Origin of the sequence: Falsihalocynthiibacter sp. SS001, from assembly GCF_042445055.1 — a bacterium.
Taxonomy (GTDB): Bacteria; Pseudomonadota; Alphaproteobacteria; order Rhodobacterales; family Rhodobacteraceae; genus Falsihalocynthiibacter.
In genome coordinates, this window is the sequence record NZ_CP170339.1 from 1,141,245 (window position 1) to 1,160,843 (window position 19,599).

Below are 19,599 nucleotides of genomic sequence, written 5' to 3' on the forward strand. Positions count from 1 at the left end.
GCTTTTTTTGAAAACAGTCGAGCATTTTCTAGTTTAGGCATAGTTAACTCAAAAAGGAAAAACCGTGAATCGTTACCCGAGAGATATGACAGGCTATGGCGCGAACCTGCCCCGCGTGACATGGCCGAATGGCGCCAAGATCGCAGTCCAGATCGTCCTGAACTATGAAGAGGGCGGCGAAAACAATGTTTTGCATGGGGATGTCGCATCAGAAGCGTTCCTCTCTGAAATCACGGGCGCGCAGCCTTGGGCCGGTGCGCGTCATTGGAACATGGAAACGATCTATGAGTACGGCAGCCGTGCGGGTTTCTGGCGCGTGCATCGTTTGCTTAAGGATATTCCAGTTACGGTATACGGTGTTGCAACCGCCTTGGCCCGTGCGCCCGAGCAGTTGGCGGCTATGAAACAGTCCGGTTGGGAAATCGCCAGTCACGGTCTGAAGTGGATTGAGCACAAGGATATGTCGCCCGAAGAAGAACGCGGACAAATTCGCGAAGCGATCCGTTTGCACACAGAAGTCGTCGGTCAGCCGCCACGGGGCTGGTACACGGGGCGCTGTTCGATGAACACGATTAGCCTAGCTGCCGAAGAGGGCGATTTTGCCTACATCGCAGATAGCTACTCTGACGATTTGCCCTATTGGATGGAAGCAGGCGGCAAGGATCAGTTGATCGTGCCTTATACGATGGATTGCAACGACATGCGGTTCGCGATTCAGGCAGGGTTTACGACTGGAGATCAGTTCGAAAGCTATCTGAAGGATAGTTTCGATACGCTCTATGCCGAAGGGCAGGAGGGCGCCCCCAAGATGCTTTCGATTGGTTTGCATTGTCGCATTATCGGCCGCCCCGGACGCGCAGCGGCGCTCAAACGTGCGATTGAATATTTCATGAAACATGAAGGCGTTTGGTTTGCGACACGTGAAGAAATTGCCGACCATTGGGCCAAGGAGCATCCGCCAGTGAAACGGAACAAGCCATCCGAGATGTCCAAAGAGGCCTTCGTCAACGAGTTCGGCGGAATTTTCGAGCACAGCGCATGGATCGCAGAGGGAGCATTCGAGCTAGAGCTTGGGCCGTCGCACGATACCGCGGCGGGCGTTCATAATGCCTTGGCGCGTGTATTCCGTTCCGCAAGCGAAGAGCAGCGCCTCGGCGTTCTGACAGCGCACCCCGACCTCGCGGGTAAACTTGCCGCAGCAGGAAAGCTAACCGCCGAAAGCACATCCGAGCAGGCGGGCGCGGGCCTTGATTTGTTGACGGATGAGGAGCGATCGACATTCCAAAACCTCAATTCGCAATACGTAGAGCGCCACGGCTTTCCGTTTATTATCGCCGTTCGGGATTACGATAAGTCGTCGATCCTTGAGGCGTTCAAACGCCGCATTAACAACGACCGCGAAACCGAATTTGCCGAGGCCTGTCGGCAAGTGGAGCGTATCGCGGAGTTGCGCCTGATTGAGAAACTAAGCGCATGAGCAACAAGATCACCATTCAGCCCCTGACAGCGGAGGCATTCGCGCCCTTTGGCGATATTCTTGATGCCTCTGGCGAAGCGACCAAAATGATCAACCAAGGGAAATGCGGCCGTTATCATGACCGCGCGACGCTTGATTTCGGCGATGGCCGGGCGGGGATAAGCATTTTCCAGTCAGAGGCATATAGCTTGCCGATCACGCTTGAAATGATGGAGCGGCATCCAGAGGGAAGTCAGGCATTCCTGCCGCTTTCCGACAAGCCATTCATCGTCGTGGTTGCGCCGGATGAGGACGGCAAACCAGGACGTCCGCTGGCCTTCAAGACATCGCCAGGACAGGGCGTAAATTACCATCGTGGGGTATGGCACGGCGTTCTCACGCCGCTCTACGCACCGGGGCTTTTTGCTGTGGTGGACCGTATCGGAGACGGAGCAAATCTAGAGGAGTGCTGGCTCGAAACGAAACTAATACTCGACGATTAATAAACCGGTGGAGGAGCCGGTTCACGCGTCATAGGGAGGGACAACCATGACAGATGCAACACTCGGAACGCCGGAGCAACTCCGCGATCCAAACTATTCGCCACCCATCGCCAAAGCGGTGCCACTTGGAATTCAACACGTATTGGCGATGTTCGTTTCGAACGTAACGCCAGCGATTATCGTGTGCGGGGCAGCGGGATTTGGCTTTGGCTCAAACAGCCCCGATTTCCCACAGATGATCTATATGATTCAGATGTCGATGTTTTTTGCAGGCATTGCCACTCTGTTCCAGACGATCGGTATTGGCCCCGTTGGTGCGCGGCTTCCGATTGTACAGGGCACGTCGTTTGCCTTTATTCCGATCATGATACCTCTGGTTGCGGGCAAGGGCGTTGATGCAATCGCAGTCCTTATGGGCGGCGTATTGGTCGGCGGTTGTTTTCATGCGTTCTTGGGGATTTTCATCGGTAGGCTAAGGTTTGCATTGCCGCCGTTGGTCACGGGCCTTGTGGTGACAATGATTGGTCTGGCGCTGGTCAAGGTCGGCATTCAATACGCTGCGGGCGGTGTCCCTGCGATTGGTACGCCTGAGTATGGTTCGTTGATGAACTGGAGCATGGCGTTGCTCGTGATTATCGTAACGCTGGGGCTAAAGTTCTTTGCGCGCGGTATGCTCTCGGTATCTGCGGTGCTGATTGGTCTACTTGTCGGGTATGCGTTTGCATTCGTGATGGGAGAAGTGAACCTTGGATCTGTTGGGACTGCTGCGGCGTTTGCATTGCCCAATCCGCTTCACTTCGGGCTTGAGTTCACAGCGGCGGCAGTTATCGGCTTTTGTTTGATGTCTTTTGTATCGGCGATTGAAACTGTCGGCGATGTATCTGGTATCACCAAAGGCGGAGCTGGACGCGAAGCGACCGATAAGGAAATCCAAGGAGCGACGTTTGCCGATGGTGTTGGCACGGCGCTCTCAGGGCTGTTTGGCGCTTTGCCGAATACGTCGTTCTCACAAAATGTGGGTCTGATTGCGATGACTGGCGTGATGAGCCGCATGGTCGTGACGATTGGTGCTTTGTTCCTGATTATCTGTGGGCTGATCCCCAAAATCGGTGCGGTGATTTCGTCGATCCCGATTGAGGTGCTGGGCGGCGGTGTGATCGTTATGTTCGGCATGGTCGTCGCAGCGGGTATCTCGATGCTGTCCGATGTGAATTGGAACCGTCGTAACATGGTGATCTTTGCGATTGCGCTCTCGCTTGGTCTTGGGCTTCAGCTAGAACCCGCCGCGCTTCAGCATATGCCGGGAACGATGCAAGTGCTTGCTACTTCAGGCATTCTTCCGGCTGCATTGATCGCGATTGTACTTAACTTGATCCTTCCTGAAGAATTGTCAGACGAGGCAACCGAAGAGGTTTCAGGCGGAATGGCAGGGCATGGTCACGGCTCTTTGCCCAAAGAGGATCGCGCATAGCTCTCTCGGCTAAAGTGCATTGAATTTGGTGAAAGGCGGCGTGGAATTTACGCCGCCTTTTGCTTTCGGGCCGTTGCGCGTTTCACAGACTTGCCTGCAACATAAACCTCATCAATCGTGCGATCATCACCGAGCATTTGCAGGATAAACAACTCTTCGGACAATGTTTCTGCCCGCTGCATTCGTAAATCCATCGCAGGTGTCGCGCGCGCATCAAGTACGACGATATCCGCATCCGATCCCGCTTCCAGCGTACCGATCCGATCCGTAAGGCCAAGCGCCTCGGCGTTGCCGCGCGTAATCCAGTGGAAGGCCGCGAGCGGGTGAAGTTTTTGGTTCTGGAGTTGCAGGATTTTATACCCTTCGTTCAGCGTCTGAAGCATCGAATAACTGGTACCCGCACCAATATCCGTCGCGATTGCGTTTATAATTCCCCGTTCGCGCAGACCCGCGTCATCAAAGAGACCGCTCCCCAAAAACAGGTTCGAAGTCGGGCAGAACACGGGCTTTGCTTGGCTCTCGGCGAGTAGGTCAATCTCGCGCGGCGTGAGATGGATGGAGTGCCCCAGCAACATCTTGGGAGTCAGAAGCCCGTATTTTTCATATACTCCAAGATAGTCGGGCGCATCGGGGTAGAGCTCTGCCGTGAATGCAATTTCATCGTGGTTCTCGCTTAGATGAGTTTGCACAAAACAATCGGGATGCTCCGCCACAAGCGCACCCGCCATTTCAAGCTGTTCAGGTGTCGAGGTGATCGCAAAGCGCGGGGTAATCGCATAATACGCGCGGCCTTTGCGGTGCCATTTCTCGATCAGTACTTTGCTATCGTCATATCCCGTCTGCGGCGTATCAAGCAGCGCTTCTGGGGCGTTGCGGTCCATCATGACCTTGCCGCCAATAATGCACATATTACGGCGCGCGGCTTCTGTGAAATATGCGTCAACTGAGGTGCTGTGAACCGAGCAGTAGGCGACCGCCGTTGTCGTGCCGTGGCTGGTTAGAAGATCAAAGAAATGCTCGGCCATCGCGGAGCTATGGCTGCTGTCTGCGAAACGGGTCTCTTCGGGGAAGGTGTAATTGTTGAGCCAATCCAGAAGTTGCGACCCCCAAGAGGCAATGACTTGAACCTGTGGAAAATGCACATGGGTATCAATGAAACCCGGCATCAGCAGGTGAGGGCGATGATCGATCACCTGTGCATCCGGAGCCGTGCTCGCCAGTGTAGCATAGGTGCCTGTTGCTTCGATCTTGCCGTTTGAAATCAGGATCGCGCCATCCGTGATGTACGAGTAAGCCGCTTTGTCGTCTTCGTTCACAGGAGCGCGTTTGAAATCAAGGATGCGCCCGCGCAGGAGCCGCCTTTGGGTAAGGTTGGTCATGATCTGATCCGGTTGTGAGAGGGGTGGAATAGTATGAACGGGCCAAACGGAAGGGATGGCGTGGCCCGCACATAAGCCAAATTTAGGGCCGATAGTTATTCGGCGGGGGTGGTGGCCTGTGGCGGTTCGTCAACCACTGCGTTGCCATTTACCATATCGTCTTCTTTGTGAAAGAGCGGGTAAATCAGCAGGAACGCTGCGGAAATCAGATAGCCTCCCGAAACGGCGCTAAGCTCGGGCCATTGTAGGCTGGCGCTGTGGATGATGCCGACAGAGGACATGATCGCCGCCGCAAGAGCAAAGCCGCCTGCGTTGCGGAAATTCCCGTCGATAACGCTCGCGACCATCGCGCCCCAGATCAGTCCGGTTAGGATTGCTCCCTGTGATAGGGCAAGATGCCCCTCAAAATGCGCGCCTTGCTGAAGGAGCGCTGCGGTAAGGGCCTCATCCCCAAGCTGCGGCATGCCCGCAACCCCGACCGCCGCGAGGGCTGCAATAAGCGATCCCCACTTGGTAATCAGGAACGAGGAAACATGCGGCATCATCGCGATTGTTACCGCCGCCATGTGATCGGTTTTCACCGAGTGCGCAGTATTTGTGATGAGGCTCAGCGCGACAAATACCAGCACAGGCGCCGCAGCGGCGACAGGGATCAGGTTGTTCAGAAACGCCAGCAAACCAAAGAACGCTGCGAAGGGGATCACCACGCCTACACCAATAATATACCCCGAATGCGCGCCCATGCGTTTATATGCGGGATGCCCGATATACGCAGTAGTTGGAAAGGGCGAGCCAAACAGAGCGCCGATCATCGTTCCAACCCCATCAGTAACCTGACAGGTTCCCACGGGGAAATGATCGCCTGCTGCCTCGGCACTTTCGACATTATTCATCGTTTCGATGAAGTTGTAGATCTGTACTGGTACCAAAACGAGGAACAGTTCAGGATTGGCAAAAAGGTACTGAATCCCTGCAATCAGGTCGCCAACATAGGGTAGGGGCGGGTAAAAACCGACACCTTCGGCGCTGATTTTTGCTTCTCCGATGGCAAAGGCCACAACCGTTCCGACGATGAGTGCGAGCAAGCCCGCAGGAATGTTATAAGGAAGGCGGAAGCGCCCAACCAGTCCCCAGAGGATTATAATCATTGAGGAAAAGCCGATAAACGGGTTCTCAAAGATCGTCGCGAGCGGGACCGTGCCAACAAACACAAGCGCAATACCGCAGAGCGTACCAAGCATCCCCGCACGAGGCGTTACGCGCTTAAGCCACGGACCAATGAGTGCGCCACTTGCCGCAACAATTCCGCCCATAAAGCCAGCGCCGATACCGACTTGCCACGCAAGCAGCGGGTCGTTCGTGGACCAATAGATCGGCCCAACAACCCCGAACAAATAGACGAACATCACTGGCGTAGAAATCCCGTAAGGAAGCGCAGTAACATCGCGCCCGCTTTTCTCGGCGGCCCGTTTTGCGAGCCAGACATAAACGGCAATACCAGCAAGAATTGCGATGGCCGCGCCCGGAACGATACGGCCATAGACGATCTCGGCCGGCATTTGGAAAACAAACTGGCAGATGCCTGCCAGCACCATCAGATTGATAAGATTGTCAGTGAACAGTGCCCAAAAGGCGCTGAAGTCGCTGCGGTTAAACAGCCTGTACGTGTAACTCCCATCCCGCATGGGGACCTCCTTGTTGTTGTGCGCCGATGCCTGCGGAGTCTCCCTACTGCGCAGACATCAACGTTTCACTGTGCCGCGATATGCGAAACAGTGCCCCTTGCGGGGTGGTCTGCGGCAGTTTCAGAGGTCAGTGCCGTGATTACTTCGGCCACCACTTGGGCGGCGATCACGGCGGGCCGCTTGTCGCGGCTGCCGCCTGCCCCGATGGGGCAGATTAGAGAGTCGACGGAGAGACCGCCGCAATGTGTTCTGGCCCAGCTTGCGAATTTTGCGCGCTTGGTTGCTGAACCGATAAGCCCGACATAGGCCGCGTCGTTCCGTTGAAGGGCGGCAGAGGCGAGCAGAAAATCAAGGCCGTGATCGTGGGTCAGGACGATGAACGCGCTTTGACTAGGGGCGTTCATGATGTCGATCTCGGGAATGGCGCTTAGACGTTTTTCGACCTCGGCGCCGCATTGTTCAAGCTCGTCTTCACGTTGATCGACAAGAACCGCACGCACTGGCAGATGTTGGAAAAGTTCGGCAAGCGCGCGCCCGACGTGGCCCGCCCCAAGGATATAAACCTCGGGCAGTGCGGCATCATAGCGGAGAGCCTCTGCGTGGGCGTGTTCTTTGTCGGATGTACTCATTCGGGTGACAGCAATTTCGACGCGGCCACCACAGCATTGGCCGATTGCAGGACCGAGCGGTAAATCGAGATGCGCCGAAAGGTTCCCCGCGCGCAGTAATTCGCGAGCCGCGTCAATCGCGCGGTGCTCTAATTGTCCACCGCCAATTGTTCCCCAGAGAGCATCTGCACGAACGTACATTTCGGTCCCCGTAGTGCGCGGAGAAGAACCGCGCACGCGGGTCAGGCGAAGGCTCGCGACAGGGTCGTTGCTTTCCAGAAATTCTCGGAGTTTGCCTGCCTGTTGCATCGGATTAACCCTGTGCCTTAAGCCGCTCAACCGCCATCAGAATACGCTCTGGCGTGGCAGGTGTTTCAAGTCGCGGGCAGTGCCGGTAATCAGCAACACTGGCAACGGCCATTGATAGCGCCTCTAGCACCGAAATACCGAGCATGAACGGCGGCTCTCCGACGGCTTTGGAGCGCTTGATCGTCATTTCACGATTTTCGGACCAGTCGGCGAGCTTTACGTTGAATTCGCGTGGGCGATCACTTGCGAGCGGGATTTTATAGGTCGAGGGCGCATGGGTGCGCAGGCGACCCGCGTCGTCCCACCAGAGTTCTTCGGTGGTGAGCCATCCCATACCCTGAATGAACGCGCCTTCAACTTGACCCTTATCAAGGATCGGGTTCAGTGAGCGCCCGACATCATGCAGGATATCCGTGCGCTCGACGCGGTATTCCCCCGTCAGCGTATCAATCGAAACCTCCGAGCAGGACGCACCATAGGCATAGTAATAGAACGGCCGACCCTTACCCGACGCGCGATCCCAATGGATCTTGGGTGTTTTGTAGAACCCAGCGGCCGAGAGGTGCACCCGCGCCATATATGCTTCTTTGATGAAGTGGGCGAAGGGGACAAGCTCGTCGCCGATCTGCACATGGTTTGGCATAAACCGAACGGTGTCCGGGGATACGCCACGGCTTTCGGTGGCAAATGTGACGAGGCGGGCTTTTAGCTGCTCGGCTGCATCCAATGCGGCCATACCATTGAGGTCTGAGCCAGACGAGGCCGCAGTCGCCGATGTGTTGGGCACTTTTTCGGTGGTGGTTTTGGTGATCTTGATGCGGTCAAAATCCACCTGAAATGCTTCGGCCACAACTTGGGCGACCTTGGTGTTCAGGCCCTGACCCATCTCGGTGCCGCCATGGTTCAGATGGATTGATCCGTCACTGTATATATGGATCAGCGCACCCGCCTGATTGTACCATGTTGCCGTAAACGAGATTCCGAACTTCACTGGAGTAAGCGCGATCCCGCGGCGAATAACGCCACCTTTGGCATTTTCTTTGATGATGTCGGCGCGGCGGGATCGGTATTCGGCGCTTTCTTCAAGCTCTTCGACGATCCTTCCGATTACGTTGTCTTCGACGGTTTGATGATAAGGGGTGACGTTGCGCCCGTCATTCTCGTCGCCATAGAAATTGGCTTTGCGGATGTCGAGCGGGTCTTTGTTGAGGGCAAAGGCGATCTCTTCGATCATGCGCTCTGCGGCAACCACGCCTTGCGGTCCGCCAAAGCCGCGAAATGCCGTGTTCGAGACGGTATTGGTTTTCTGTGGGCGCGAATTTAGCCGCACGTTTGGATAGAAATAAGCGTTATCGGCGTGAAACAAAGCGCGATCGGTAACAGGGCCTGATAGGTCCGACGAATATCCGCAGCGCGCGGCGAATTGCCCTTCGACGGCCTCAATGCGGCCCTCGGTATCGAAGCCAACGTCGTAATCCACGACGAAATCGTGCCGTTTTCCGGTGGCCGTCATGTCTTGATCGCGATCGGGACGGATTTTGACGGGGCGGTTCAGTTTCTTGGCGCCGATTGCGGCGACTGCGGCAAAGAGGTTCATCTGGCTCTCTTTCCCGCCGAAACCTCCCCCCATACGGCGCACGTTTACGACAACCGCATTGGACGGCACACCAAGGACGTGCGCGACCATATGCTGTGCTTCGCTTGGGTGTTGAGTTGAGCAGTGGACGATCACATCGTCATCTTCGCCCGGAATCGCAAAAGCAATATGCCCCTCAAGGTACATATGATCCTGCCCACCGATTACGATCTGGCCTTTGATGCGGTTTTTTGCGGTTTCAAAGCCTTTGCCAACATCGCCGCGCTCAAGTTTAAGTGGGTCCGTCACAAGCGGCATCCCTGCGTTCCGTGCAGAGATCGGATCGAGTGCGTGTGGTAGAATGGTATAGTCCACATCTGCCAGTTCCGCCGCACGCCGCGCAGCGTCGCGCGTTTCGGCGATGACCGCGAACATGGGCTGGCCGTGGAATTCGATTTTTTCGGTCGGGAATACGGGCTCGTCGTTGCGCCCGGAGGGGCTTACATCATTGACGCCAGGGATGTCCGCGGCAGTGAGCACAGTAATTACACCTTGGGCGGCGCGAACACGTGACAGGTCCATTCGATTGATAAGCGCGTGTGCGACGTTTGAAACGCCGAGGTAGGCATGCAGGGTGCCCGCAGGCTCGGCAATGTCGTCGGTATACTCTGCGCGGCCCATGACCTGTTTGATGGCGCTGTCGTGCTTTAGGTCTTGATGGGTCTCGCCCTGAATGGTCTGAAGGTCTTTCATCGCGTGTCCCCTTATGCAATTGCCAAGCGCACAGGGGCGTCATGGTTGGTATCATGTTCAAGATAGAAACGACGCAGCAGATTCCCCGCCACTAACAGCCGATACTCAGCCGTCGCGCGCCAATCTGTGAGCGGTGCGAAATCTTGCGAGAGGGCCTCCGCAGCGGTATCAAAGCACGTATTGCCCCATTGCTGGCCACGCAGTGCTGCTTCGGCATGTGCAGCTCGTTTGGGGGTTGCCGCCATGCCACCAAGCGCAATGCGCGCGTCGGTAATTATGCCTTCGGAAACTGTTACGCTTATCCCCGCCGCGACCGAGGAAATATCCTCGTCCCGCCGCTTTGATATTTTGTACGCAGCATCAATCTGACCTTCTTGAGCGCGCGGAATACGGATCGAGGAAACAAAGTCTCCGCTCTCGCGATCCTGCTTGCCATAGTCGATAAAGAACTCTTCGAGCGGCAAACTGCGTTCGCCAGTGGCACTTGCGAGAGTTACCTCAGCTCCGAGCGCGATAAGCACGGGCGGCGTATCCCCGATGGGGGACCCGTTTGCGATATTGCCGCCAATGGTTCCCATGTTGCGAACCTGCCATCCGGCAATCCGGTCCCAATATTCACTAAGGTGCGGGAAGGCCGCGCGGATCGCTTCTTCGCTCTCCGTATATGTAACGCCAGCGCCAATGGTGACGGCTTCATCGGTGATCTCAATTGATTTCAGTTCTTGGAGGTGCGTAATGAAAACAACAGGAGAGATGGGGCGCATGAATTTAGTCACCCACAATCCAACGTCGGTCGAACCGGCGACAATTGTTGCCTTTGGATTGTCGGCCAGAACCTGCGCCAGATCTGCGACATCTTTGGGGAGGATCGCGCGATCATCCTCGGGGCCAGTTTCGACACGACCTGTTGGCTGCAGAGCTGTTAGGCGCTTGGTAATATCGGCGCGTTCGCGGTTTAGGTGATCGTTTGCGGGGGTGCCATATTCGTTCACGGCAAGCGCCGCCTTTACGATGGGTTCATAACCTGTACAGCGGCAGAGATTGCCCTGAAGGGCGGTTTCAACCTCATGCGCGGTTGGCTTAGGCTTTTCCATCCAGAGTGCATAGAGCGACATAACAAAACCAGGCGTGCAGAATCCGCATTGGCTTCCGTGGTAGTCCACCATTGATTGCTGCACAGGGTGAAGGCGCCCATCGGGTCCCGAAAGATGTTCAATCGTCACGATATGGCATCCGTTGAGCGATGCCAGAAAACGAATGCAGGCATTTACCGTTTCATAACGAAGCACGCCATTATGAAGTCGCCCAACCAGAACCGTGCAGGCGCCACAGTCGCCCTCGGCGCATCCTTCTTTGGTGCCGATGAGGCGCTGCTCGATCCTTAGATAGTCAAGCAGCGTCAGCGTTGCTTTCACATCCGCGATGGATTTCTCCTCGCCATTCAAGAGAAAGCGAATATCGTTCTGATGAGCCATTTGTCCTCCCACATCTGTTCCCGCCGCGCGAGAATAAGAGTGAGCTTAGACAGTACGACTATGTTAAAAAATGGCGTGCTTTGTGAAATACTTTCAACAAATTGTTGATAATGGGTATGCTATCGCAGAACAGGAACGAGTCTTTAGGAGTCTCAATGGCCTATCTGGAAAGTCTGCGCGTTTTCTGTCGTGTGGTAGAGCTTGGAAGTATCACATCCGGTGGACGCGATCTGCGTCTGACACCTGCGGTGGCGAGCAAGCGGATCAAGGAGCTAGAGAAGCATCTGGGCGTGCGGCTGTTCAATCGCACAACGCGATCGTTGACGCCAACAGAAGTCGGGCAGCAGTTCTATGCCGAGGCTTTGCGAATACTCGAGGCGGTTGATGATGCCGAAACTGTCGTCGCGCAGTTCTCGGAAGCGCCGCGCGGAACGGTACGAATGGCCGCGCCACTTGCGGCCGGACGGCGGATCGTTGCACCGCTGATACCTGATTTTGTTGAGAAATATCCCGATATTGAGGTCCGTATGCGCATGTCTGATCGTAAGATCGATATTCTCGCTGACGGGTTGGATATGGCGTTCTTTGTTGGGACGCCGCATGACTCAAGCCTCAAGCTGCGCAAGATCGCGAATTGTGATCGGGTACTTTGTGCTTCGCCTGCGTATCTTGAGCGGTATGGAACGCCGAAAACGCCAGAGGAACTGTTGCAGGGGCATAACTGTCTGCTTCTGCGATATCCGCGCTCGCCTGAATATTACTGGACGCTGGGCGTGGGTGAAGGATTTCAGAAGTTTGAGGTGTCGGGAAAATATGACACCGATGATAGTGACGTGTTGCTCAATTGGGCGCTGGATGATCGCGGGATTGTTAATAAGCCGTTGTTTGAGGTGGCCGAGCATCTACGAGCAGGCGCATTGGTTGAAATCCTGCCAAATGCGCGGCCGATGCCGTCAATCTTTGGCTGTCTTTACCCGCACAAAAAGCTGCAAGACCCCAAAGTGCGATTGCTGGTCGAGTTTATTGTCCAGCGTGCACAGTCGACATTCCGCGAGGCGGTTAGGGGGAGTCAGTAGCTGTATTATCTCTGGCGGCCATTCGGACGGCCATATCGATCATTCGGGCCGAAAATCCCCACTCGTTGTCGTACCAGCCAAATATCCGCGCCTGATGCGGCCCCGTCGTTTGGGTCTCAGGGAGTGCAAGGATAAGCGATTCTGGCCGCCCGCGAAAATCGCTTGAAACACAGGGATCGTCGGATACTCCGATGAGCGGCGATCCTGCGAAGGTTTCGCGCAGAAATTCAGCGAACGGTTCTTTTGGAAGCCGTGCGAATTGCAGTACCGCATCGACCGCAGATACCGATATACAGGGGACGCGTACGGCGGATACGCTTAATTTTCCTTCAAACTCGGGCAATACGCGCGTGATCTGACTTGCTGCACTTGTTGTCGTCGGGACCATCGAAACCGCAGCGGCGCGCCCTCTCGCAAAGCTGTCGCTTGGCTGATCTACGGTGGGTTGGCTGGCGGTATAGCAGTGGATCGTTGTGATATGTGCGCGCTCAATTGCGAGCGCTTCGTTTAGGGTGCGCAACATTGGCGCAATAGCGTTCGTAGTGCAGGACGCATTAGAGACGATCCGCGCGTCGCCCATTTGATACGCATTTGCCCCCATCACGACTGTTATATCTGCTGCCGAGGAGGGGCCTGAAATCAGAACGCTAGCCGCACCCGCGTTCAATCCGGCCTCTGCGATTGGGCGGGTCGTTGCGCGGCCCGTGCATTCCATCACAACATCAACATCGCTCAGGTCAAGCTTGCCGAGGTCGGGTTCCTGATGGAAAGCAAAACGCCTCCCGTTTACCCGCAGTTCACGATCACCCGCCGTGACCGCCGAGGGGAATGTGCCGAACACGCTATCGTATTGAAAGAGATAGGCACAATTCGCGAGTGGTGTGATGTCGTTAAGGCCGACGATCTCAATTTGGTCATTTGCGCCGTTCGACAATTGGCGAAACACGGTCCGCCCGATACGTCCAAATCCATTAATAAATACGCGTACCGGACGGGTCATGTTTGGGTGCCTCATGCATTAGAAATCAACTTCGATAGCTACGCCTTTTTGCACAGCGAGATCAACGACAGATGCGGCAACCGCCAAATCCTGTAACCCAACGCCGGTTCCGTCAAAAAGCGTTATCTGATTGTCCGATGTGCGGCCAGCATGGGTGCCGTTGATGACAGCGCCGATTTGATGAACATCTGCCTCATTTATAAGGCCCTGTGCGATGGCGTGTTGAGCTTCGCCAATTGAGATAGATTGCGCCACCTCGTCGGTGAATACCGCAGCCTTGGCAAGTAGGGCGGCTTCGACCTCTTGCTTGCCCTTGGTATCGGTGCCCATACACGCAACATGGGTGCCCTCGGACACTTGCGCGGCCAAAAGAGACGGCGTGAAGGCCGAGGTGATGGAGATTATGACGTCGGCTTCGCGCATTCCGTCAAGCTCGACCGCCTCAAACGGAATGCCCGCTTCGGTCGCGACATTTTCGATATTCGGAAGCATTTCGGGGTGATAGTTCCAGCCTATGACTTTCTCAAAATTGCGTTGTTCGAGCGCGGCTCTTAGCTGGAAAGTCGCTTGATGTCCTGCGCCGATCATGCCGATTACTTTTGAGTCCTCGCGCGCAAGATGCTTGATCGAAACCGAGGACGCCGCCGCCGTGCGTAGTGCCGTCAGTAGATTGCCGCCAACCATGGCCTTGGCCTTTCCCGTATCAGGGTCAAACAGGAAAACGGTGGACTGATGATTAATCAGATCACGCTTCTCGAGGTTATTCGGCCAGTATCCACCTGCCTTGAGGCCCAGCGTAAGCCCCGCGCGATCAAATCCGCCCTTGAACCCGTAAAGCGCATCCTCGTGTCCGATCGCTTCACGAACAACGGGGAAGTTGTAGGCATCATCAGAAGCCATCGAGGCAAAGACCTTCTCAACCGCATCAAAGGCCGCTTCGCGTGTCATGAGATTGGCGATTTCGCGTTCGGGTACGATCAGCATAGTATTCTCCTTGGAATTATGTGCGCCCCTATGCGACGCCGCCAGAATGGCACGCATAGGGGCGGCTTGGGGTCCGCTAGGACCGAGTGCATGGTGCGGATTAGTACGCGTAACCGCGCGCGGAAACGGGCCAGAGTTTCTCGACCTTGCCGTCGCGCACCCCAACATACCAATCATGCACATTCGCGGTTGGGTCGCAGTGGCCGGGAACAAGCTTGAGCTTGTCGTTCACCTTAAGAACGCCGGCAGGGTCCATTACGATGCCGTGCTCGTCCGAGCACTTAACGTACTCCACATCATCGCGACCAAATACGACCGGCAGCCCACTATCGACGGATTGGGCCTTGAGGCCCGCGTCAACGATGGCTTTGTCGGCCTTGGCGTGTGACATGACGCTCGTGAGAATAAAGAACGCGTTTTCCCATTCGCCTTGGTCGATGCGCTTGCCGTCTTTGTCGAGGATACGGCCATAGTCGGCATCCATGAACGCATAGGAGCCACATTGCAACTCGTTGAAAACGCCGGAGTTTGATTCGAAGTAGTATGACCCTGTGCCGCCACCGCCGACTATATCGCAATTCAACCCATCCGCCTTGAGCGTATCAACGGCGTCTTGGACCATCTCAACTGCGATGTCGATTTTTGCTTTGCGGTCCTCATAGCTGTCGAGGTGCTGCATCGCGCCTTGATACGCCTGAATGCCTGAGAATTTTAGCCCTTCCGCAGCGTCGATTGCCTTGGCGATCTCAACGACCTCGGGTGTGGTTGTGACACCGCAGCGCCCCGCGCCACAGTCGATTTCGACAAGGCATTCGATTACGGTTCCGTGCTGCTTTGCCGCGTTGGACAGGTCCGCGACATTTGCCAGATCATCAACGCAAACAAGCGTACGCGCGCCAAGTTTGGGCAAACGTGCGAGGCGATCAATCTTGGCGAGATCGCGCACTTGGTTGGAAACGAGGACGTCTTTGATGCCACCGCGGGCGAATACCTCCGCTTCGGAAACCTTCTGGCAGCAAACACCACAGGCACCACCGAGCTCGACTTGCAATTTGGCGATATCTACGGATTTGTGCATCTTGCCATGCACGCGGTGGCGCATTCCGTGGCTTTTGGCATAATCGCCCATCTTCTTGATGTTACGTTCCAGCGCGCCGAGATCCAGCACAAGGCAGGGTGTCTGGATATCTGCTTCGTCCAGTCCGGGCTTAGCAGGAATGTCAAAGCCTATTTCGTATGCGTCAAAGTTGCTCATATCTTTCATGTCCATAATCCTATGTCGGGAGTATACCCCAGCGCGCGGCGGGGGCCTATTCTGAGTTAGTTTGCGAGCCAGGGCAGTTTATCGAGATCGACATTTCCGCCCGTGACAATGAGGCCAACACGCTTGCCTTTGAACGCTTCGGGGTTCTTGAGGATTGTCGCCAGTGGGACCGCGCTTGAAGGCTCCATGACGATGCGCAGGTGCTTCCAGATCAGTTTCATCGCATCGATGATTTCAGGGTCCGAGGCTGTGTAAATTTCGGAAACGTGGCTTGAAACGAAATGCCACGTTAGTTCCTTGAGTGGGACAAGCAATCCGTCGGCGATAGTCTTGGGTGCATCATCGGCAATGATGTGGCCCGCCTTGAAGCTACGATACGCATCATCTGCTTGCTCTGGCTCGGCGGCAATTACCTGTGTTTCGGGCGCAAGAGTTGCGAGCGTGAGGCAAGTGCCAGAAATCATTCCGCCGCCGCCAATTGGCGCGACAACCATGTCTAGGCCATCGGTTTGCTCAACGAACTCGCGCGCGCAGGTACCTTGTCCGGCGATCACGCGGTGGTCGTTGTACGGGTGTACGAAATCGCCGCCTGTTTCGGCCTGAACCTGCGCGAATGTGGCCTCCCGCGACGAGGTCGAAGGTTCGCACTCGGTTATTTTTCCGCCATAGCGACGAACCGTGTCTTTCTTGGTTTGGGGGGCGGTGCGTGGCATGACGACGTTACACGGTATGCCACGTTTCATTGCAGCGTAACTCAGGCAAGAGGCGTGATTTCCCGATGAATGGGTCGCAACGCCCTTAGCCGCTTGCTCGTCGTTCAATCCAAACACAGCGTTCGTTGCGCCGCGCACCTTGAATGCGCCCGGTTCCTGAAAGTTCTCGCATTTGAAGAACAGTTCGGCCCCCGTCAGTTCATTGAGAAAATCAGACGTCCGAACCGGGGTGCGGCGGATATAGGGTTCAATCCGTTCATGCGCGGCGAGCATGTCTTGATAAGTCGGGATGTACATCGCGGTGTCCTTCATCACGCAGCACTTCTTTGGATGAGAGCGGAATGGCCGCGATAATATTCCTGTGCGGCGGCAACACCGGATCCGAGTTTGATGTCAAGTCCGAGGTCCACCATACACATTTCGGCCGTGGCGATACCCGAAAGCGCCATCACATCGGTCATGCTCCCGAGGTGTCCGATGCGGAAAACCTTGCCGGCAACTTCTCCGAGGCCTACGCCAAACGCCACGCCGTACTTGTCGGCCGCATGGGTCACTATGTCGGTGGCGTTGAAACCTTCGGGCGTGCGGATCGCGCTTACGGTATCGGAATAAACGGACGGGTTTGCGGCGCAAAGCTCCAATCCCCATGCTCCAATCGCAGCGCGAACGCCTTCTGCGATGCGGTGATGACGAGCGAAAACATTCTCCAACCCTTCATCAAGGAGCATTTTACAGGCTTCGTTCAGCCCATTCAAAAGGCCAACAGCAGGCGTGTAAGGGTAGGCATTATTGGAATATCCTTTGGCCATATCGTGCACGTCAAAGAACGTGCGGGGCAGGGTGGCTGTTTCGGTTGCTGCCATCGCTTTCGCGCTAAAGCCAACAATGGCGAGGCCCGCGGAAAGCATGAACCCCTTTTGCGAACCTGTAACAGCAACGTCGACGCCCCATTCATCAAACCTGAAGTCCATCGAGGCAATTGAGGAAACCCCGTCCACGAACAGCAACGCAGGGTGTCCCGCCGCATCCAATGCACGACGAACCGCCGCGATATCGGATTTTACGCCTGTTGCTGTTTCGTTGTGTGTGGCGAGGACGGCTTTGATCTGATGATCTTTGTCGCTTGCCAGAATCTCTTGGTACTTGTCGGCTGGAATGCCTTCTCCCCATGCAGTTTCGACAATATGAACATCCAAACCGTGGCGTTGGCACATATCAATCCAGCGGTGGCTGAACATACCGTTGCGGGCCGCGAGAACCTTGTCGCCAGACGAAAGTGTATTGGTGAGCGCAGTTTCCCAGCCACCTGTGCCAGTGGACGGGAAAATAAACACCTCGGCGTCCTCGCTCTTCAGAACCTTGCGAACGCCTTCGCGGGCGGGGTGCAAGATCTGCCCAAATAGGGGCGAGCGGTGATCGATTGTCGGCATATCGCAAGCCTTGCGAAGCGCTTCGGGGATGTTGGTGGGGCCGGGGATGAATACAGGATTTTGAAAGCTCATGGTGGGACTCCTCTCGTCGTTGTCTCAACCATAAACCTTGTGAATGAAGTGCGATATTATTTTGAAATTGTTTTTCAAATGAAGGATAGCTAAATTTAGCTATACTTGTCATTAGGTTAAGTTTTTCATATTGTGAATTTGTCTTTCACGTAAAAAGTAATGGTTTTTATGGATTATCAAGATAATAGCGCAGGTCGATCCCGCAAAGCCCGCGGTCGCCCCCGCGATTGGAACGATAAAACGGCACAGAACACCATCAAATCGCTCGATCGCGCGATGGAGGTTTTCGAGTTCCTAAGTGAGGCTCAAGGCAAGCCCCTGACGGTTATTGCGGATGAGATGGGTCAATCGCCTTCAACCGTTTACCGCATCCTAGTGACGCTTGAGGGGCGCGGGCTTGTTGAGTTCGATAGTCAGGAACAGGTCTGGCATGTGGGGGCGCGGGCGTTTGTGATCGGTGCGCGTTTTCTGCGCCGCACAAGCCTTGTTGAGCGTGCCCGTCCGATCATGCGAAAGCTGATGGAAGAGACAGGGGAAACAGCGAACCTTGGTATTGAGAAGGAAGGCTCGGTCCTGTTCTTAAGCCAAGTAGAAACCCACGCGACCATTCGCGCATTTTTCCCGCCCGGTACGCTTTCGCCATTGCATGCCTCGGGTATTGGCAAGGCTTTGCTGGCCTATATGGATGAGGAGCGCTTGGAGCGCGTGCTTGCAACGGCAGATTTGCAGTCATTTACCGAGCGCACGATCACCGACACGCACACCTTACGTGCTGATTTGAATGCGATACACACGCGAGGTTATTCAATTGATAATGAAGAGAAAAACTCTGGAATGCGCTGTATTGCTGCTCCGGTTTTTGATCTGAACCGCGAAGCGGTGGCGGGTGTGTCGGTTTCAGGACCGACGAGCCGTGTTAGTCTAGAGGAAATAGATCGCTTAAGCCGCGCAGTTATGGGCGCGGCTCAAGAGCTTACGAATGCAATCGGGGGAACTGTCCCTGCGCGGTGATGGCTAGCGATGCGCCGCGGGTAGGGGCATGTGGCGGTTCACGTCTTTGTAGAGAAGATAACGGAACTTCCCCGGTCCACCTGCATAGCACGCCTGCGGGCAAAAAGCGCGCAGCCACATATAATCGCCGGCTTCTACTTCAACCCAATCATTGTTGAGGCGATAAACCGCTTTGCCCTCAAGAACATAGAGGCCGTGCTCCATAACATGAGTTTCAAGGAACGGGATCACCGCGCCTGGCTCGAATGTAACAATCGTGACATGCATGTCGTGGCGCATATCGGTTGGATCAACAAAGCGCGTAGTGGCCCATTTGCCATCGGTTCCGGCCATCGGCGTGGGCGCGACATCTTTCTCGTTCAGGATAAGCACATCGGGGGCGTCAAGCCCGTCGACGGCCTCATATGCTTTGCGTACCCAATGGAATCTAAGCGTTTCTTGGCCGTTATTCCGCAATGTCCAGTCAGTTGCAGGCGGAAGATACGCATACCCACCAGGGGTTAATTCGTGTGTCTCGCCCGCGACGTTCAGTGTTGCGGTGCCCTCCACCACAAACAAAACGCCCTCTGCGGCAGGATCAAGCTCGGGGCGGTCGGAGCCACCGCCAGTTTGCACTTCCATAATGTATTGCGAGAACGTTTCGGCAAAGCCACTTAGCGGCCGTGACAATACCCATAGGCGTGTATCATCCCAAAACGGCAAAAAGCTCGTGACAATATCGCGCATCGTGCCTTTCGGGATCACCGCATAAGCATCGGTAAAGACAGCACGATCAGTGAGCAGTTGTTTCTGATCTGGGTGCCCCCCGTGCGGCGCGTAATACTGAGTGCTCAT

Annotated in this window: 16 protein-coding genes; 5 read left to right on the forward strand and 11 right to left on the reverse strand. The window is 55.5% G+C overall.

The genetic code is table 11. The annotated features are described in order from the left end of the window. Positions 1 to 64: 64 nt before the first annotated feature. From puuE to ACFE33_RS05615, 3 genes are read left to right on the forward strand one after another with little or no spacing between them, the layout of a single operon-like run. Positions 65 to 1,477 carry an allantoinase PuuE gene (gene puuE / locus ACFE33_RS05605; RefSeq protein WP_380057946.1) on the forward strand — a complete coding sequence of 471 codons (1,413 nt, stop codon included), beginning with the start codon at positions 65 to 67 and terminating at the stop codon, positions 1,475 to 1,477. Then, positions 1,474 to 1,959, forward strand: a complete 486-nt coding sequence (locus ACFE33_RS05610; RefSeq protein ID WP_380057948.1) for an ureidoglycolate lyase — start codon at positions 1,474 to 1,476, stop codon at positions 1,957 to 1,959. Before puuE ends, ACFE33_RS05610 begins: the two co-directional genes overlap by 4 nt. A 46-nt stretch (positions 1,960 to 2,005) precedes the next feature. Then, positions 2,006 to 3,430 (forward strand): uracil-xanthine permease family protein, encoded by a 1,425-nt coding sequence (locus ACFE33_RS05615; RefSeq protein ID WP_380057950.1) that lies wholly within the window; start codon positions 2,006 to 2,008, stop codon positions 3,428 to 3,430. Between the two features lie 47 nt (positions 3,431 to 3,477). Here the strand turns inward: ACFE33_RS05615 and guaD are convergent, their stop codons facing one another. From guaD to xdhA, 5 genes are all read right to left on the reverse strand, one after another. Next, positions 3,478 to 4,809 (reverse strand): guanine deaminase, encoded by a 1,332-nt coding sequence (gene guaD, locus ACFE33_RS05620; RefSeq protein ID WP_380057952.1) that lies wholly within the window; start codon positions 4,807 to 4,809, stop codon positions 3,478 to 3,480. 95 nt (positions 4,810 to 4,904) lie between these two features. Further along, the gene (locus ACFE33_RS05625; protein WP_380057954.1) at positions 4,905 to 6,494 is read right to left on the reverse strand and encodes a xanthine/uracil/vitamin C permease; all 1,590 of its coding nucleotides are present in this window, start codon (positions 6,492 to 6,494) and stop codon (positions 4,905 to 4,907) included. 65 nt (positions 6,495 to 6,559) lie between these two features. After that, entirely contained in the window at positions 6,560 to 7,411 is an 852-nt protein-coding gene (xdhC, locus tag ACFE33_RS05630) for a xanthine dehydrogenase accessory protein XdhC (RefSeq protein ID WP_380057956.1), read from the reverse strand. 4 nt (positions 7,412 to 7,415) lie between these two features. Continuing rightward, on the reverse strand, positions 7,416 to 9,740 hold the full coding sequence (xdhB, locus tag ACFE33_RS05635) for a xanthine dehydrogenase molybdopterin binding subunit (RefSeq protein WP_380057958.1): 2,325 nt from the start codon (positions 9,738 to 9,740) through the stop codon (positions 7,416 to 7,418). Positions 9,741 to 9,751: 11 nt separating this feature from the next. After that, on the reverse strand, positions 9,752 to 11,215 hold the full coding sequence (xdhA, locus tag ACFE33_RS05640) for a xanthine dehydrogenase small subunit (RefSeq protein WP_380057960.1): 1,464 nt from the start codon (positions 11,213 to 11,215) through the stop codon (positions 9,752 to 9,754). A 155-nt stretch (positions 11,216 to 11,370) separates the two neighbouring features. Between xdhA and ACFE33_RS05645 the strand changes: the two genes are divergently transcribed. After that, positions 11,371 to 12,291, forward strand: coding sequence for a LysR substrate-binding domain-containing protein (locus ACFE33_RS05645; RefSeq protein ID WP_380057961.1), 921 nt, complete (start codon positions 11,371 to 11,373; stop codon positions 12,289 to 12,291). Here ACFE33_RS05645 and ACFE33_RS05650 read toward each other — a convergent pair. The 5 genes from ACFE33_RS05650 to bhcA form a co-directional block, all read right to left on the reverse strand. Next, positions 12,275 to 13,291: a type I glyceraldehyde-3-phosphate dehydrogenase gene (locus ACFE33_RS05650; RefSeq protein WP_380057963.1), complete on the reverse strand. Its 1,017-nt coding sequence runs from the start codon at positions 13,289 to 13,291 to the stop codon at positions 12,275 to 12,277. The genes ACFE33_RS05645 and ACFE33_RS05650 overlap by 17 nt on opposite strands. Before the next feature lie 18 nt (positions 13,292 to 13,309). Beyond that, on the reverse strand, positions 13,310 to 14,275 hold the full coding sequence (gene bhcD, locus ACFE33_RS05655) for an iminosuccinate reductase BhcD (protein ID WP_380057965.1): 966 nt from the start codon (positions 14,273 to 14,275) through the stop codon (positions 13,310 to 13,312). Between the two features lie 100 nt (positions 14,276 to 14,375). Further along, entirely contained in the window at positions 14,376 to 15,539 is a 1,164-nt protein-coding gene (gene bhcC / locus ACFE33_RS05660) for a 3-hydroxy-D-aspartate aldolase BhcC (RefSeq protein ID WP_380057967.1), read from the reverse strand. Positions 15,540 to 15,595: 56 nt separating this feature from the next. Further along, positions 15,596 to 16,564 (reverse strand): beta-hydroxyaspartate dehydratase BhcB, encoded by a 969-nt coding sequence (bhcB, locus tag ACFE33_RS05665; protein WP_380058659.1) that lies wholly within the window; start codon positions 16,562 to 16,564, stop codon positions 15,596 to 15,598. Further along, entirely contained in the window at positions 16,564 to 17,754 is a 1,191-nt protein-coding gene (gene bhcA / locus ACFE33_RS05670; RefSeq protein ID WP_380057969.1) for an L-aspartate--glyoxylate aminotransferase BhcA, read from the reverse strand. Before bhcA ends, bhcB begins: the two co-directional genes overlap by 1 nt. A gap of 168 nt (positions 17,755 to 17,922) precedes the next feature. Here bhcA and bhcR point away from each other — a divergent pair, with 168 nt between their 5' ends. Then, the gene (gene bhcR, locus ACFE33_RS05675) at positions 17,923 to 18,765 is read left to right on the forward strand and encodes an HTH-type transcriptional regulator BhcR (RefSeq protein WP_380057971.1); all 843 of its coding nucleotides are present in this window, start codon (positions 17,923 to 17,925) and stop codon (positions 18,763 to 18,765) included. A 3-nt stretch (positions 18,766 to 18,768) separates the two neighbouring features. On the opposite strand, the gene ACFE33_RS05680 is transcribed toward bhcR, so the two are convergent. Continuing rightward, positions 18,769 to 19,599, reverse strand: a complete 831-nt coding sequence (locus ACFE33_RS05680; RefSeq protein ID WP_380057973.1) for a bifunctional allantoicase/(S)-ureidoglycine aminohydrolase — start codon at positions 19,597 to 19,599, stop codon at positions 18,769 to 18,771.